This is a genomic window from Campylobacter concisus (assembly GCF_003048445.1).
Classification (GTDB): Bacteria; Campylobacterota; Campylobacteria; order Campylobacterales; family Campylobacteraceae; genus Campylobacter_A; species Campylobacter_A concisus_BF.
In genome coordinates this window covers 39,682-54,794 of record NZ_PIQW01000005.1, presented here as the reverse complement: position 1 = coordinate 54,794, position 15,113 = coordinate 39,682, and the positions used below count along the sequence as shown (strand labels likewise).

Here is a 15,113-nt window from a genome sequence, read left to right as displayed (position 1 = left end):
TAAAGATTAAATTTAAAATAGATTGTAAGTCTATTTTAAATTTATAAAGGCAAAGACCTATCCACGCAGCGTTCAAGCAAAATTTAAAAACTAACCTTGCTTTACTTTTGCTTTACTCTATTTTTGATAAAATTAACCACTTTTTTATGAAAGGCTTAAACTTGAAAATTTTAGTAACAGGTGGAGCTGGATACATCGGCAGCCACGTAGTAAAAGCACTTTTAAAGCAAGGCAAAGATGAGATAACTATCATCGACAATCTCTGCAAGGGCTCACAAAAAGCACTTGAGGCACTCCAAAAGATAGGAAATTTTAAATTTATAAATGCAAATTTAGAAGATGATCTAAGCGAAATTTTTGCAAATGGTAAATTTGATGCGATCATCCATTTTGCAGCGTTTATTGAGGTCTTTGAGAGTATGAGCGAGCCGCTAAAATACTATCTAAACAATACCGCAAATGTCGCAAGAGTGCTAAGATATGCAAAAACTTACAATGTAAATAAATTTATATTTAGCTCAACTGCTGCAGTTTATGGCGAGCCAGACGTGGCAGAAGTTAGCGAGACAACGCCTACAAATCCGATAAATCCATACGGCAGAAGCAAGCTCATGAGCGAGCAGATCATAAAAGACTACGCTGCGTCAAATGAAAATTTCAAATTTGCGATTTTGCGCTACTTTAACGTGGCAGGCGCAGACGAGGAGGGGCTTATCGGTCAAAACTATCCAAACGCCACGCACCTTATCAAAGTAGCCGTGCAAACAGCCCTTGGCAAGCGTGAGAGCATGGGTATCTTTGGTGATGACTACGCGACAAAAGATGGCACATGCGTAAGAGACTACATCCACGTTAGCGACCTAGCAGACGCCCATATAAGCGCGCTGGAGTATATCAGTCAAAATGGCAGCGAAACTTTTAACGTGGGATATGGCAGGGGATTTAGCGTAAAAGAGGTCATCGAGACTGCAAAAAAAGTAAGTGGAGTAAATTTTAAAGTGCTAAATGCGCCAAGAAGGGACGGCGACCCAGCTATCCTCATCTCAAATGCAAGCAAACTACGCTTGCTAACAAGTTGGAGGCCAAAAAGAGACGATCTGGCGCTCATCATAAAAACTGCCCTTGAGTGGGAAAAGAGAATTTAGGGGAAAACATGAAAATAGCAGTAATCGGAACTGGATACGTTGGACTAGTAAGTGGCGCATGCTTTGCTAAGATGGGCAACAGCGTGATCTGCGTCGATGTAGATAGTAAAAAGATCGAGGCGCTAAAAAACGGCGTCGTGCCTATATATGAGCCAGGGCTCGCTGATATCGTGAGTGAGTGCTACAAAAATGGCTCGCTTAAATTTAGCACGCAGATAACTGAGGCGCTAGAGCATGCAGATGTGCTATTTATCGCAGTTGGCACGCCTATGGGCGCTGACGGGCAGGCGGATTTAAAATACGTGCTTTCAGTTGCCAAGTCAATCGGAGAAAATTTAAACAAACCGCTAATCGTGGTCGATAAATCAACCGTTCCAGTAGGCACTGGAGCTAAGGTGCACGAGGTGATCGAGGCTGAGCTTAAAAAGAGAAATGCAAAGGTTAAATTTGAAGTCGTCTCAAACCCAGAGTTTTTAAAAGAGGGCGCGGCGGTTGAGGACTTTTTAAAGCCAGATCGCGTTGTTATCGGAGCTAGCAGCGAGTGGGGCTTTAGTGTGATGAGAGAGCTTTATGAGCCATTTATGAAAAACCACGACAGGCTCATTTGCATGGACGTAAAGTCAGCCGAGATGACAAAATACGCTGCAAATTCGATGCTAGCAACCAAAATAAGCTTTATAAACGAGATAGCAAATATCTGCGAACGCGTGGGAGCTGATGTAAATTTAGTAAGAAAAGGCATCGGCAGCGACTCAAGGATCGGATATAGCTTCATCTATCCAGGCTGCGGATATGGCGGCAGCTGCTTTCCAAAAGACGTCGAGGCGCTCATCTACACGGCTAGACAAAATGGCTTTGAGCCAGAGCTTTTAAACGCGGTCGAGTCAAGAAATAAGGCTCAAAAAAGAGTGCTATTTGATAAAATTTATAACTTCTTTGGCGGCGATCTAAAGGGCAAAACGATTACACTTTGGGGGCTTGCGTTTAAGCCAAATACCGATGATATGAGAGAGGCTAACTCGCTAACTTTGATAAAGCTTTTAGACGAGGCTGGCGCAAAAGTGGTCGCTTACGATCCAAAAGCGAGCGAAGAAGCTAAAAAATATATGCCAAATTTAGATGTGAAATACGCTAAAAATAAATATGACGCTCTTGATAACGCCGATGCTATGGTGCTTGTGACAGAGTGGAGCGAGTTTAGATCGCCTGATTTTATGGAGATCAAAGAGAGGCTAAAAAACGCCGTCATATTTGACGGACGCAACCAGTATAACGCTAAAGCTTTAGCTGAGCATGGATTTAAATATTTTCAAATAGGTGTCAAAGCGTGAAGCAAATTTTATCTCTCATAGCTTTTTTGCTACCTTTTACGCTTTTAGCTAGTGATGAGGTAGGCAAAAGTGAAGTAAAGACGCAAGAGCAGGTTTTTGAGCTCCCTATCTCAAAGATGCCGCATGATTATTTTAAATATGAAGTTGCATTTTTTAAAGAGGTGCAAACGGATTGCGAATTTGCTATGCTAGAGGGCGGACATTTAGATAAAAAAGAGGATAAAAGCGGGGTTTATTATGAATTTAACGCAGATGATGAACCGCTTAAGCCTTGCAACGGCAAAAAGAAAAAGAGGCAAATTTATTATGAATTTACTCAAATTTTGCCTGGCATTAGCCCCATTAAGATCGTAACTCCGCAAGGCGTGGGCGCAGAGATAAGAATTTATGAACGTATAAAAACGATAAAACCAAAAATTTTAAAAAGGAAAGAGAAATGAAAATAGCAGTAGTAGGACTTGGATATGTGGGACTTCCACTAGCAGCAGCTTTTAGTGAAAAGTACGAAGTAGTCGGCTTTGACGTAAATGCAAAACGTATAGAAGAGCTTAAAAGTGGCTATGACAGAACGCTTGAGCTTAGCAATGAGCAGATGAAAAAAGCGATCGATAATGGCATGAAATTTAGCCTAAATTTAGATGACATCAGAAGTTGCAACTTCTTTATCGTAACCGTCCCAACTCCGATAGATAAGAACAAACGCCCTGATCTAACTCCAGTGGTAAAAGCGACTGAGAGCGTAGCAAAAGTGCTTAAAAAAGGCGACATCGTTGTCTATGAAAGCACCGTTTATCCAGGCGTTACAGAAGAAATTTGCGTGCCGCTTCTTGAAAAGAGTGGGCTTAAATTTAACAAAGACTTCTTCTGCGGCTACTCTCCAGAGCGCATAAACCCAGGTGATAAAGAGCACACTGTGACAAAGATCAAAAAGATCACAAGTGGCTCAACCCCAGAGATCGCTGACAAGGTCGATGAAATTTATCGCTCTATCATCACAGCTGGCACTCACAAAGCTTCAAGCATCAAAGTAGCAGAGGCCGCAAAGGTCATCGAAAACACTCAGCGCGACATCAACATCGCCTTTATAAACGAGCTTGCGATGCTCTTTGAAAAGCTTCACATCAACACCATAGACGTGCTTGAGGCTGCAGGCACTAAGTGGAATTTCTTAAATTTCCGTCCAGGTCTAGTCGGCGGTCACTGCATCGGCGTAGATCCATACTACCTAACTCACAAAGCTCAAGAGGTAGGCTACAACCCTGAAATGATCCTAGCAGGTCGCCGCATCAACGATGATATGGGCAGATACGCAGCCGATCAAGTGATCAAACTCATGATAAGAAAAGGCGTGCTTATCAACAAAGCGCGCGTGCTTGTTCTTGGTATGACATTTAAAGAAAACTGCCCAGATATAAGAAATTCTCGCGTTATAGACGTGGTTGATGAGCTAAAAGACTTTGGTTGCAAGGTCGATGTGACTGATCCTTGGGCTGATAGCGCTGAGGTAAAACATGAGTACGGCTTTGATTTAGTAAAAGAGTATAACCTAGACGACTACGACTGCATCGTGATCGCCGTAGCTCACAATGAATTTAAAAAGCTCAACCTAAAAGGCCACTTGGTTTATGATATAAAAAATATCTACCCAGAGGCTGACGCTAGGCTGTAAGTGAGCGTTAAATTTAAAATTTACTTAGCTGCCTTGCCATCTGGCTTGGCGGCTAAAATTTATGGTTTTTTCTTTTTAAATTTAGCTTTTGGGCTAAATTTCAAAGGTTAAAAGTCTAATGCTAATCAATCTAATAAGCTCGATCGTCGTTTTTGTCGTATCAATGGGCATAAATTTCTTTCTTACGCCATTTATCTTAAAAAGCCTTGGCAACGAGGCATTTGGCTTTGTAGGCCTTAGCAACGCCATCGTAAGCTACGCAGCAGTCGTGAGCGTGGCGATAAACTCTGTCAGCGGCCGCTTTGTCGCTCATGCGTGGCACAAAAAAGATCTAAGCCTTGCAAACACCTATTACTCATCAGTGCTTGTTGTAAATATCTTCTTTTGCGCCGTTGTGGTGGTACTTAGCTCCATTTTCATACTAAATTTGCAAAGCTTTTTAAATGTCCCTGAAAATTTACTCTTTGACGTGAGAATGACCCTTGTTTTTTACTTTATAAATTTCTGCGTTGGGCTATTTAACGGCGTTTTGACGGTTTGTGCTTTTGTGACAAATAAGCTCTATCTACTCTCCATCAGAAACGCCATCTCAAGCGCGATTTTAGCAGCCCTCATCGTGGCGCTCTTTTTCTTTTTTAAGCCGTTCATTTCATACATCGCCATTTCAGCGCTAGTTGCTAGCCTTTTTGTCTTTTTTAGCACCATTTTTATGTCAGCTCGCATCACGCCGGAGCTAAAATTTAGCCTTAGCAAATTTGACTTTTCTAAGATAAAAGAGCTTTTAAGCTCTGGTATTTGGAACAGCTTTAATGCGCTAAACCGCATACTTTTAACAGGCATGGACCTATTTATCTGCAACATTTTCGTAAATGCAAATGCCACTGGTCTTCTTTCAGTCGCCAAGGCCGCCCCTATCATACTTGAGAGCTTCGTGGCGCAGCTTAGCGGCATCTTTGCGCCAAAATTTGTCGAGCTTTACTCTAAAAATTTGATCACGGACCTCATAAAAGAGGCTAAATTTTCAATGAAGGTGATCGCCTTTGTGATGAGCGCTCCGGCTGCATTTTTCGTCGTTTTTGGGCTTGATTTTTACACGCTTTGGCTACCTTTTAAAAGCACAGATGAGGTTAAATTTATCTACAATGTCTCGATGATAACGCTAGTGCCGATCGTCTTTATAAGCTTTGTTTTTTCGCTTTTTAACCTTGATAGCGCGACAAACAAGCTTCGCCGACCAGCCATTGCCAACACCATTCTTGGCGTTAGCACGATCATAGCGCAGATCGCACTGCTCAAATTTAGTGACTACGGCGTTTATGGTATCGTCATCGTCGCAGCCATTTTTTATAGCATAAGGATTCTCGGCTTTGACCTCATAAATGCCGCCTTAAATTTAGAGGTGAAACTCACCACCTTTTACGGGGTTTATTTTAAAAATTTAGCCGTTTTTGCGCTTTGCGTGCTTGCGATGTTTGCCTGCAAGGACTTTGTGAGCCTAGATAACTGGCTAAAATTTGCTATCTTTGCTGCGATATACGCCGGCGCAGCTTATGTTTTGGGATATTTTTTGTTTTTTAATGCCTTCGAGCGAGGCATAGTCTGGCGTAAAATTTTAAAAAAATTTAAAAGGTCTTAAATGAATGAAATTTATCTGATCTCTTTGGCAAAAGATACCAAAAGGCGCGAGCTTTTAAAGCAGAAATTTAGCTCTTATGATAGCTTTAAACTAATAGACGCAGTTGATGGCAGGGAGCTAAACGCGAGGGAGTACTATAAGATCATTTCGCCATCATTTAAAGCTTATGGCAAGGTTTTAAGCCCAGCAGAGGTTGGCTGTTCGCTCTCGCACGTGAAGGCTTATGAGGCGTTTTTGGCAAGCGAGGCTAAATTTGCTCTCATCTTTGAAGACGACGTGATAGGAGATGATGAGGCCATAAAAGAGGCCTTTTTAGCAGCTAGTAAGATGCCTGAAAATAGCGTGCTGATATGTGGCATGCAAGATGGGCTAGAGGGCAGGTTTAGCGCCTTTGGCAAAAAGGTGGATGCTAGCCTAAGTAAGCCACTTTGGCAGGTCTCAAAGCACTCATTTTCAAGCATTTATAGAGCGGGGGCTTATGTGCTAACTAAAAAAAGTGCTAAAAATTTGCTTGAAATTCATAAACGTGCGCTTTGCACGACCGATGTTTGGGACTATTTACTAGGCGTTAATGATATGCAGATGTATTTTTGCGACCTTTTTGCGCATCCAACTGATCTTAGTGGCTCAAACATCGAGGGCGAGCGCCTTGAGAGAGGATACAGTGCAAATTTAAAGGCTTATATAAAGACAATTAAATTTATACTTTTCTCACGACTTGAAAAGCTTCAAGGCTATGAGAGAATTTTTAAAAGGGGCTAAATGAGCGAGCCATTAATCAGCATCGTAACCGCGACTTATAAGCGTCCAGAGCTTTTAAAAAAGGCCATAAAAAGCGCTCTAGCTCAAAGCTATAAAAATTTAGAAATAGTTGTAACCGATGACGGCGATGACGAGAGTGCGAGTGAAATTTGCAAGAGTTTTAACGACGCTAGGATCAAATTTGTAAAAAACAGCGCTCACAAAAAGAGCCCAAATGGCAACAAAAATAACGGCTTTGACAACGCAACAGGCGAGTTTATCTGCTTACTTGACGATGATGACGAGCTTTTGCCAGAGGCGATTGCCCAGTGCTATGAAATTTTAAAAAGTGGCGAGTATTCGTGCGTTTTTGCAGACGCGATCTGTGAGAAAGATGGCGTGATGACCGAGGTCGTGGCTGGCAGAAGCCCATATAGCAAGAGTGGGGCGATGAGTAAGGTTGATTATCACTGTGGGCGGATAAATGGCGAGTATTTTAAGCTTTTTTCGCGTGAATTTATAGATGGTTTTAGGTTTGATGAGAGCAGTTTTGGTGGCGAAAATGAGCTTTACATTCGCTTTTTTGAAAAAAATGTCTTCTATCTTAAAAAGCCACTTTACATCTACCGCATCGCAAGAAGCGATAGTGCTACGCTAAATGCTAGCAAGCACGCGTTAAACGTCGCAAACGCCTATATAAAAACGGCAAATATGCACTACGACATCGCTATAAAAAATGAGCCAAAATTTCTAGCTATGCAGTATAAAAACGCCGCTTACTACGCCAAAATAGCAGGCGAATATGGGCTGATGTTAAGGTGTATCTTTAAAAGTTTAAGCATTAAATTTAGCAAAGAGGCGCTTATATTTTTACTGCTTAGCCCGCTTCCAAGTGGCATTTTACCGGCACTTTCAAAGCTTAGAGTAAAGATAAAACAAAGGTTTGGCGTATGAAGGTTTTATTTGTCACATCAACGCTTAGAAGTGGCGGTGCGGAGCGAGTTTGCGCGGTGATCGCATCAAGATTTAGCATGGATCACGAGGTAAGCCTTGTTAAATTTGACAAGGGCGAGCCATTTTACGAGCTAGCAAGTGGCGTGAAGCTCATAAATTTGGGCGTTGGGGCTGATGAGCTTGGCTTGGTTGGAAATTTAAAAAAGAGAGTTTTAAAGGTGCTTGCTTTAAGAGCGCTCATAAAAGAGGGCAAATTTGACGCTGTTATATCTTTTTTAGACGCCGTAAATACCTTGGTGCTCTTTAGCTCAGCGGGTCTAAAAACGCCTATAATAATAAGCGAGCACACAAACTACCTTGCGCCAAAAAGAGCCATTTTTAAGGTGCTAAGACGCCTTAGCTATCCATTTGCAAACGCACTTAGCGTCTTAAGCGACGAGGATCTTGGCTACTACTCGAAATTTTGCAAAAATGTGATGAAAATTTACAACCCACTCTTTGAAGAGATACGCAGTGAGAGCTTTACTAAAGAAAATTTAGTCATATTTGTTGGCAGGCTAAATAAGATAAAAAACTGCGAAATGTTTGTAAGAGTGGCTGCAAGCTTAAAGCAAAGCGGCTATAAATTTGTTGTCGCTGGAGATGGCGGCGAGAGGGTAAATTTAGAAAATTTAGCTAAAAATTTGGGTGCAGAGGTGGAGTTTTTAGGCAACGTTAGCGACATCGCCTCGCTTTATAAAAGAGCAAAGGTGCTGCTCTCTTGCTCAAATTTCGAGGGTCTTGGAAACACCTTGATAGAGGCGATAAACTATGGCTGCGTGCGGGTTGCGACAAAAACTAGCGGGGCAAAAGAGCTTATAAAAGATGGCTTTGATGGCTTGCTTTGTGAGATAAATGATGCTGGGCAGATGAGCGAAAAGCTTGCAAAAATGCTGCAAGATGAGGCAAAAATGGGCGAATTTGCTAAAAACGCAAGGGCTAGACTTGATGAGTTTAGCGTGGAGCAAATTTATAAAAAATGGCTGGAGCTTTTAAAGCTTGGAGGTGTGAAATGAAAATTCTTTTTGTCATCGCCGCACTTAGAAACGGCGGAGCTGAACGTGTGCTAAACGTGCTTGCAAATGAGCTTTGCAAAGACAATGAGATCACTATCGCCCTGCTTGAAGAGGATCTTGGGCTTTATAAATTTAGCGAAAAAATAAATATCATAAATCTTAACGTGAGTGGCTCTGGGCTCGCTTTAAAATTTAAGAAAATTTTAGCCCTTAGAGCGCTTTTTAAAGAGCAAAGGGCTGATCTTATAATTAGCTTTATCGACTGGACAAACGTCGCTTGCGTGATCGCAAATGCTGGGCTAAAGAGCAAACTAATAGCAACCGAGCACCACGAGCATAGCTACTTAAAAAGTAAAGTAGCAAGCGCTATGCGTGATATTAGCTACCGCTTTGTAGATGGTTTAAGCGTGCTAAGTAAAAGCGACTACGACTACTATAAATTTGCCAAAAATCGCGAGGTCATACATAATCCACTTTTTATCGACGTGCCTGAAATTTGCGAGAAGCAAAATGTCATCTTAAGCGTGGCAAGGCTGGAGGCGGTAAAGGGCTATGATGTCTATTTTGAGGCGCTTAGCAAGGTAGATAAGAGCTTGCTTGATGGCTGGGAGATAAAGATCGCAGGCAGTGGCAGACAGGAAGTGCAGCTAAAAGAGATGGCCTCAAATTTAGGGCTTAGCGTCAAATTCTTAGGTCACATGAGTGATGTTACAAAACTTTACAGCGAGGCAAAAATTTTCACTCTTTGTTCAAGAAGCGAGGGGCTTTCAAACGTGTTAATCGAGTCAGGTGCATTTGGCTGCGCTAGGCTAAGTAGCGACACTGTGGGCGCAAGAGAGCTTATAAATGACGGCATAGATGGGCTTATCTTTAAAAATGGCGACGCAAATGATCTAAAAGATAAGCTTGAGATGCTTTTAAAAGATGAAAATTTAAGGCAAAAACTAGCAAAAAACGCCAGCGAAAGTGCAAATTTATTTAGCAAAGAAAATATCATCAAGCAGTGGCGAGAATTTATAAAAAAGGTTGTTAGCAAGTGAAAAAATTAGCCGTTTTTTTATACTCGATGGGGCCTGGCGGAGCTGAGCGAAATGTGGCAAATTTACTGCCATTTTTGGTCAAATGTTATGAAGTTCATCTCATCTTAATGAGCAAGGTCATCGCCTACGAGATCCCAAGCGAGGTGCAAACCCACTTTATAGAAAATAGCGATCCTTACGAGAGCGGGCTAAAGAAGCTTGCAAGGCTCTTTTTAGCGATGCCATTGCTTGCCTTTAAATATAAAAAACTTTGTCAAAACTTAGGCATCGACACGCAGTTTGTGCTGATGAACCGCCCATGCTACATCGCTGGGGTTGCTAGAATTTTAGGGCTAAAGGCTAGGCTAGTTATCAGCGAGCGAAGTTGCCCGTCGATCCTATATAAAGACGATCTAAGCGGCAGGGTTAATAAATTTTTACTCACTCATCTTTATAAAAAGGCTGATCTAATCCTCGCAAATGCAGCTGGCAACAAAGAGGATCTGGTGCGAAATTTTGGTATGAGCGAGGCAAAAACAAAGGTGCTTTACAACGCCCTTGATCTAAAAACTATAAATTTGCTAAAAGATGAGCCACTTGAGAGCGACTTTAAGCCATTTTTCATAAATATAGGTCGCCTTGATAGCGGTAAAAATCAAGCTATGCTAATAAAAATAATAGCTTCGATTAACGACCCTCGCGCCACGCTTGGCATCCTTGGCAAAGGGCCTTTAAAAGATGAGCTGCAAAATTTGATAGATAAATTTGGCGTGGGCGAGCGAGTGAAGCTTCTTGGCACTGATAAAAACCCTTTTAGGCATATAAAAAACGCCTCTTGCTTGCTTTGTGCTTCGCGTTTTGAGGGCTTTTCAAATGTCCTGCTTGAAGCGCTAGCATGTGAAAAAACTATCATTTCAACCGAGCACAAGAGCGGTGCAAAGGAGCTTTTGGGTGAGAGCGAGTTTGGCATCTTAGTGCCTATTGATGACGAAAATGCAATGAAAGAGGCGATGTTAAAAGTGCTTAACGAGCCAAAGATAAGGCAAAATTTTGAAAATGTTGCGTATAATCGGGCTAAATTTTTTGATAGTGAAAATATAGCGAGCGAGCTTATAAAATTTTTGGAAAATCCTAATGAATAGAAATTTGTTTTTTAAAAATTACTCTTTATACCTTATGATATTTGCCGCAGTCATCTTTGGCATGGTTTGCAGGCTTTACTGGGTCTTTTGGGCGAGCGAGTATCCAGTCTTTTTCTGGAACAACGAGCTGATGATCAGCACGAACGACGGCTACGCATTTGCCGAGGGCGCAAGGGATATGTTAGCTGGCTTTCACCAAGAAAACGACCTTAGCTACTACGGCTATCCACTCTCGACGCTTACTTACTGGATCGTTAAATTTCTAGGGGTAAAGCTAGAGACAGCGATGATTTATATGAGCGTCTTTTTTTCATCGCTTGTGGCTGTGCCTGTTATCTTGATCGCAAATGAATACAAAGCAAGAATGGCTGGCTTCATCGCTGCACTTCTTGCAGTGATCGCAAATAGCTACTACAACCGCACGATGGCAGGATATTACGATACCGATATGCTCATCATCACACTTAGCGTCTTTGTCGTCTGGGGGCTTATTAGAGTGCTTGAGAAAAAGGACGCAAAGAGCCTAATAATAGCACCTTTAAGCGTGCTTATCTATATGTGGTGGTATATGAGCGCCTTTTCGCTTATTAGCATTTTAACTGGGCTATTTTTACTCTACACGCTCATTTTTGATAGGAAAAATCCACTTTTTTACCTTGAAATTTCTCTGCTTTTACTTGCTATCTCAAACCTTGATCTAACTCTTAAATTTATTGCTGTTATCGCTATTTACGCACTTTGCTTATTTAAAAAAGAGGTGATAAATTTAAAAATTGCTATTGGCATTTTGGCAGTTATCTTTGTCGTTTTTGTCATCCGTGGTGGGCTAAATCCTATAATCTTTCAACTTAAATTTTACGTCTTTAGAGATGCGCCTGAAGTTGGTGGCATGAGCTTTCACTTTTTTAATGTCAATCAAACTATCCAAGAGTCAAGCGTCGTTGATTTTACGCTATTTTGCGAGAGGATCAGCGCAAATGTCATCACATTTTTGATCTCGCTTGTTGGTGTTGCTCTTTTTTGTTATAGACACCGCTCATTTGCTGTCTCGCTTGGCATGCTCGCACTTGGCTTTTTAGCCTTTAAAAGCGGCCTTAGATTTACCATTTATGCCGTGCCTATCATGGCGCTTGGCTTTGGCTATTTGGTGGAGTTCGTGCTTTCAAATTTAAAGCTAAAAGGAGCCGTGCTAAATCTCATAAGAGCGTTCATAGCGGCTCTCGTGCTTACTCCAGCGCTCATTCATATCTATGGCTACAAGGCTGAGCCAGTCTTTGTAAATAAAGAGGTTGAAATTTTAAATAAGCTAAAAGGCATCGCAGGACGCGAGGACTACGTGGTTGCGTGGTGGGACTATGGATATCCGATTAGATATTATAGCGATGTTAAGACGCTAATTGACGGCGGAAAGCACCTTGGACGTGAAAATTTTACCGTGAGTTTTGCGCTTGGAAGCGACGAGATGAGCTCGGCAAATATGGCAAGGCTTGATGTTGAGTATACGGAGCGAAATTTCAAAGAGCACTTTAATGGCAACTTGGCTCAAATTTTAAAAGATAGAAATTTAAGCGTTGATCAGTTTTTTAGCGAGATAAAAGAGGCAAATTTTAGCCTGCCAGCAAAGAGCAGAGAGATATATTATTACCTGCCAGATAGGATGCTTAGCATCTTTCCGACCATTTTGCAGTTTAGTAAGATCGATCTAAAAAGCGGTAAAAATTTAAACAACGGACTTTTTGTCACCGCAAGAGCGATCTCGCAAAGCGAAAAGGGCATTAGGCTAAGTGGTGGATTTACACTAACAAGTGATGTCACAAGTTTGATCTATGATGGCAAGGTCTTGCCACTAAGATCTTTCATAGAGACTGATTACAACGAGGCTGGCAAGCTAAATGTAAAAGAGTATAAAAATAACGAAATGTCAAACATTTCTGTCATTTATATGAGGGATTATGGCAGATTCATCATCCTTGATGAGAGCATTTTAAATAGCGCCTACATCCAGCTTTTCGTGCTAGAAAGATACGATCCAAAAGTCTTTGAACCAGTCATACTTGACGGGGCGGCAAAAGTTTATAGGCTAAAGAGGTAGAGATGGCAAGGATAGGTTTTTTAAGCCACGCTGATATGAGCATACACTTTTTTAGACGGCCCATTATGCAGGCTTTAAAAGATATGGGGCATGAGGTTTTTGCTATCGCTCCAAGAGGAAATTTCACTAATGAGCTTGCTAAAAGCTTTCACACCGTTACCTACGAGCTTGACAAGGCGAGCCTAAACCCACTAACTGTGATAAATAACTCAAAAAAACTATCTCAAATTTTAGGCGAGCTAAATTTAGACCTGCTTCAAACTGGCGCTCACAAGTCAAATGTCTTTGGCACATTTGCCGCTAAAAATGCTGGCATAAAGCATGTTATAAATTTGGTTGAAGGGCTTGGTAGCTTTTATATCGATGATGACATTAAAACAAAGGCCGTGCGTTTTGTCATGGAGAGTCTTTATAAGCTCTCTTTTGCAAAGGCCGACGCTTGCGTCTTCGTAAATGACGCAGACCCAGACTATCTGATCTCAAGAAATTTGATAGACAAAAGCAAAGTGTATCGCATAAAAAGCGTCGGCGTGGATACTGCTAAATTTGACCCAGCTATCACGCAGGCGACTGACCTTGGTGAAAAAAAGGTGATTTTGATGATCGCAAGAGCCATGTGGCACAAGGGCGTTCGTGAATTTTACGAGGCGGCAGAAATTTTAAATGGCTACAAAAACTGTGAATTTGTCTTTGTTGGCGAAGGCTTTGCTGGTAATAAATCAACCGCGGACGAGAGCTTTTTAAAAGGTGGCAAAGTGCGCTATCTTGGTGCTAGAAACGACATCCCACAGCTTTTAAAGGCTTCTTATTTGCTTGCTTTGCCAAGTTATAAAGAGGGCTTTCCAAGAACGGTTTTAGAGGCGATGAGTATGGCTAAAGCAGTCGTTGCAAGTGACGTGACAGGCTGTAATGAAGCTGTAAAAGAGGGCTACAATGGACTTTTATGCAAGGTAAAAGACGCGAGCGACCTAGCAGAAAAGATCAAAATCTTACTTGATGACGAGGAGCTTTGCGCTAAGCTTGGGCAAAATGGCAGAAACTGGGCGGTTAGTGAGTTTGACGAGCGAGTGATCGCAAAAAAATATATAGAAATTTATAGGAAATTTATAGATGTATAGAAATTTTTTTAAAAGAGTGATTGATATTTTGGGGGCTTTGTTTTTGCTCATTTTAACATCGCCCATCATCATAGCAACGGCGATCTTTATCTATTTTAAGGTTAGTCGCGATGTCATTTTTACACAGGCAAGACCAGGACTAAATGAGAAAATTTTTAAAATTTATAAATTTAAGACTATGAGCGACGAGCGTGACGCAAATGGCGAGCTCTTGCCAGATGATCAGCGTCTTGGTAAATTTGGCAAACTTATCCGCTCTCTTAGCCTCGATGAGCTGCCACAACTCTTTAACGTGCTAAAAGGCGATATGAGTTTTATCGGACCAAGGCCGCTTTTGGTCGAGTATCTACCCATCTATAACGAAACGCAAAAGCACCGCCACGACGTGCGCCCTGGTATCACGGGCCTAGCGCAGGTAAATGGCAGAAACGCCATAAGCTGGGAGAAAAAATTTGAATACGACGTCTATTACGCTAAAAATTTAAGCTTTATGCTTGATGTAAAGATCGCCTTGCAGACCATCGAAAAGGTGCTAAAACGAAGTGGTGTCAGCAAAGAGGGTCAGGCGACTACGGAGAAATTTAATGGCAAAAACTAAGAAAATTTACATCTACGGAGCGAGTGGGCATGGGCTTGTGATCGCTGACATCGCTAGAGATAATGGCTATGATGAGATAGCTTTTTTAGACGATGCTAGCGAGCGTAAATTTAGCCCAGAGCTTGAAAAAGCTGACATCATAATAGCCATAGGCGATAATAAAACTAGAGAGATGATAAGCAAAAGAGTCGAAGCTGCTGGCTTTGAGATAGTAAATTTGATCCATAAGAGTGCGGTTGTGAGTGAAAGTGCCGTGATAGAAAAAGGTGTGGTTGTCATGCCAAATGCTGTGATAAACGCAAAGGCTCATATAAAAGAGGGCGCTATTATAAACTCTGGCGCGGTGATAGAGCATGAGTGTGTGATAGGCAAATTTGCTCACATCAGCCCAAATGCAGCCCTTGCTGGAAACGTTAGCGTGGGAGAATTTACGCACGTTGGCATTGGCTCAAGCGTCATTCAAGGCATAAGCATCGGTAAAAACTGCATTATTGGTGCTGGAAGCGTGGTCGTTAGAGATATAAAGGACGGCATAAAGGCGTATGGTGTGCCTGCATGCGAGCGCGCTAAGATATAAATTTAAAAATAAGTGCTAAAATCGCCAAAAAATCAC

General features: G+C 41.7%; 14 protein-coding genes. All 14 read left to right on the top strand.

Going from position 1 to position 15,113, the window contains the following annotated elements; genetic code table 11:
- The first annotated feature begins 161 nt into the window (after window positions 1–161).
- The 14 genes from galE (at window position 162) to pglD (ending at window position 15,077) form a co-directional block, all read left to right on the top strand.
- Window positions 162–1,145 (top strand): UDP-glucose 4-epimerase GalE, encoded by a 984-nt coding sequence (galE, locus tag CVT14_RS04080; protein ID WP_021088639.1) that lies wholly within the window; start codon window positions 162–164, stop codon window positions 1,143–1,145.
- 8 nt (window positions 1,146–1,153) lie between these two features.
- Entirely contained in the window at window positions 1,154–2,476 is a 1,323-nt protein-coding gene (locus tag CVT14_RS04075; RefSeq protein WP_107849774.1) for a UDP-glucose dehydrogenase family protein, read from the top strand.
- A complete protein-coding gene (locus CVT14_RS04070) occupies window positions 2,473–2,916 on the top strand; it encodes an ecotin precursor (RefSeq protein ID WP_021088626.1) in 444 nt (147 codons plus the stop codon). Before CVT14_RS04075 ends, CVT14_RS04070 begins: the two co-directional genes overlap by 4 nt.
- Window positions 2,913–4,145, top strand: coding sequence for a nucleotide sugar dehydrogenase (locus CVT14_RS04065; protein ID WP_002939912.1), 1,233 nt, complete (start codon window positions 2,913–2,915; stop codon window positions 4,143–4,145). The genes CVT14_RS04070 and CVT14_RS04065 overlap by 4 nt, the downstream gene beginning before the upstream one ends.
- Before the next feature lie 118 nt (window positions 4,146–4,263).
- Window positions 4,264–5,781 (top strand): MATE family efflux transporter, encoded by a 1,518-nt coding sequence (locus CVT14_RS04060; RefSeq protein WP_107849773.1) that lies wholly within the window; start codon window positions 4,264–4,266, stop codon window positions 5,779–5,781.
- Window positions 5,782–6,543 carry a glycosyltransferase family 25 protein gene (locus tag CVT14_RS04055; RefSeq protein ID WP_107849772.1) on the top strand — a complete coding sequence of 254 codons (762 nt, stop codon included), beginning with the start codon at window positions 5,782–5,784 and terminating at the stop codon, window positions 6,541–6,543. It begins immediately after the preceding gene.
- Complete coding sequence (locus CVT14_RS04050; RefSeq protein WP_107849771.1) at window positions 6,544–7,476, top strand: glycosyltransferase family 2 protein; 933 nt, start codon at window positions 6,544–6,546, stop codon at window positions 7,474–7,476.
- Window positions 7,473–8,531 carry a glycosyltransferase gene (locus CVT14_RS04045; RefSeq protein ID WP_107849770.1) on the top strand — a complete coding sequence of 353 codons (1,059 nt, stop codon included), beginning with the start codon at window positions 7,473–7,475 and terminating at the stop codon, window positions 8,529–8,531. The genes CVT14_RS04050 and CVT14_RS04045 overlap by 4 nt, the downstream gene beginning before the upstream one ends.
- Window positions 8,528–9,571 carry a glycosyltransferase gene (locus tag CVT14_RS04040; RefSeq protein WP_107849769.1) on the top strand — a complete coding sequence of 348 codons (1,044 nt, stop codon included), beginning with the start codon at window positions 8,528–8,530 and terminating at the stop codon, window positions 9,569–9,571. Before CVT14_RS04045 ends, CVT14_RS04040 begins: the two co-directional genes overlap by 4 nt.
- Window positions 9,568–10,692: a glycosyltransferase gene (locus tag CVT14_RS04035; protein WP_107849768.1), complete on the top strand. Its 1,125-nt coding sequence runs from the start codon at window positions 9,568–9,570 to the stop codon at window positions 10,690–10,692. The genes CVT14_RS04040 and CVT14_RS04035 overlap by 4 nt, the downstream gene beginning before the upstream one ends.
- A complete protein-coding gene (locus CVT14_RS04030; RefSeq protein ID WP_107849767.1) occupies window positions 10,685–12,784 on the top strand; it encodes an STT3 domain-containing protein in 2,100 nt (699 codons plus the stop codon). Before CVT14_RS04035 ends, CVT14_RS04030 begins: the two co-directional genes overlap by 8 nt.
- Window positions 12,785–12,786: 2 nt before the next feature.
- Window positions 12,787–13,902, top strand: a complete 1,116-nt coding sequence (gene pglA, locus CVT14_RS04025; protein WP_107849766.1) for a N,N'-diacetylbacillosaminyl-diphospho-undecaprenol alpha-1,3-N-acetylgalactosaminyltransferase — start codon at window positions 12,787–12,789, stop codon at window positions 13,900–13,902.
- Window positions 13,895–14,500 carry an undecaprenyl phosphate N,N'-diacetylbacillosamine 1-phosphate transferase gene (gene pglC, locus CVT14_RS04020; protein ID WP_107849765.1) on the top strand — a complete coding sequence of 202 codons (606 nt, stop codon included), beginning with the start codon at window positions 13,895–13,897 and terminating at the stop codon, window positions 14,498–14,500. The genes pglA and pglC overlap by 8 nt, the downstream gene beginning before the upstream one ends.
- Entirely contained in the window at window positions 14,487–15,077 is a 591-nt protein-coding gene (gene pglD, locus CVT14_RS04015; protein WP_107849764.1) for a UDP-N-acetylbacillosamine N-acetyltransferase, read from the top strand. The genes pglC and pglD overlap by 14 nt, the downstream gene beginning before the upstream one ends.
- Window positions 15,078–15,113: the final 36 nt, after the last annotated feature.

Excerpts from the sequence above, each read along its gene's own strand:
- CVT14_RS04075 (WP_107849774.1), top strand. The coding sequence starts at position 1,154 with ATGAAAATAGCAGTAATCGGAACTGGATACGTTGGACTAGTAAGTGGC.
- CVT14_RS04065 (WP_002939912.1), top strand. The coding sequence starts at position 2,913 with ATGAAAATAGCAGTAGTAGGACTTGGATATGTGGGACTTCCACTAGCA.
- CVT14_RS04060 (WP_107849773.1), top strand. The coding sequence starts at position 4,264 with ATGCTAATCAATCTAATAAGCTCGATCGTCGTTTTTGTCGTATCAATG.
- CVT14_RS04055 (WP_107849772.1), top strand. The coding sequence starts at position 5,782 with ATGAATGAAATTTATCTGATCTCTTTGGCAAAAGATACCAAAAGGCGC.
- CVT14_RS04050 (WP_107849771.1), top strand. The coding sequence starts at position 6,544 with ATGAGCGAGCCATTAATCAGCATCGTAACCGCGACTTATAAGCGTCCA.
- CVT14_RS04045 (WP_107849770.1), top strand. The coding sequence starts at position 7,473 with ATGAAGGTTTTATTTGTCACATCAACGCTTAGAAGTGGCGGTGCGGAG.
- CVT14_RS04040 (WP_107849769.1), top strand. The coding sequence starts at position 8,528 with ATGAAAATTCTTTTTGTCATCGCCGCACTTAGAAACGGCGGAGCTGAA.
- CVT14_RS04030 (WP_107849767.1), top strand. The coding sequence starts at position 10,685 with ATGAATAGAAATTTGTTTTTTAAAAATTACTCTTTATACCTTATGATA.
- pglA (WP_107849766.1), top strand. The coding sequence starts at position 12,787 with ATGGCAAGGATAGGTTTTTTAAGCCACGCTGATATGAGCATACACTTT.
- pglC (WP_107849765.1), top strand. The coding sequence starts at position 13,895 with ATGTATAGAAATTTTTTTAAAAGAGTGATTGATATTTTGGGGGCTTTG.
- pglD (WP_107849764.1), top strand. The coding sequence starts at position 14,487 with ATGGCAAAAACTAAGAAAATTTACATCTACGGAGCGAGTGGGCATGGG.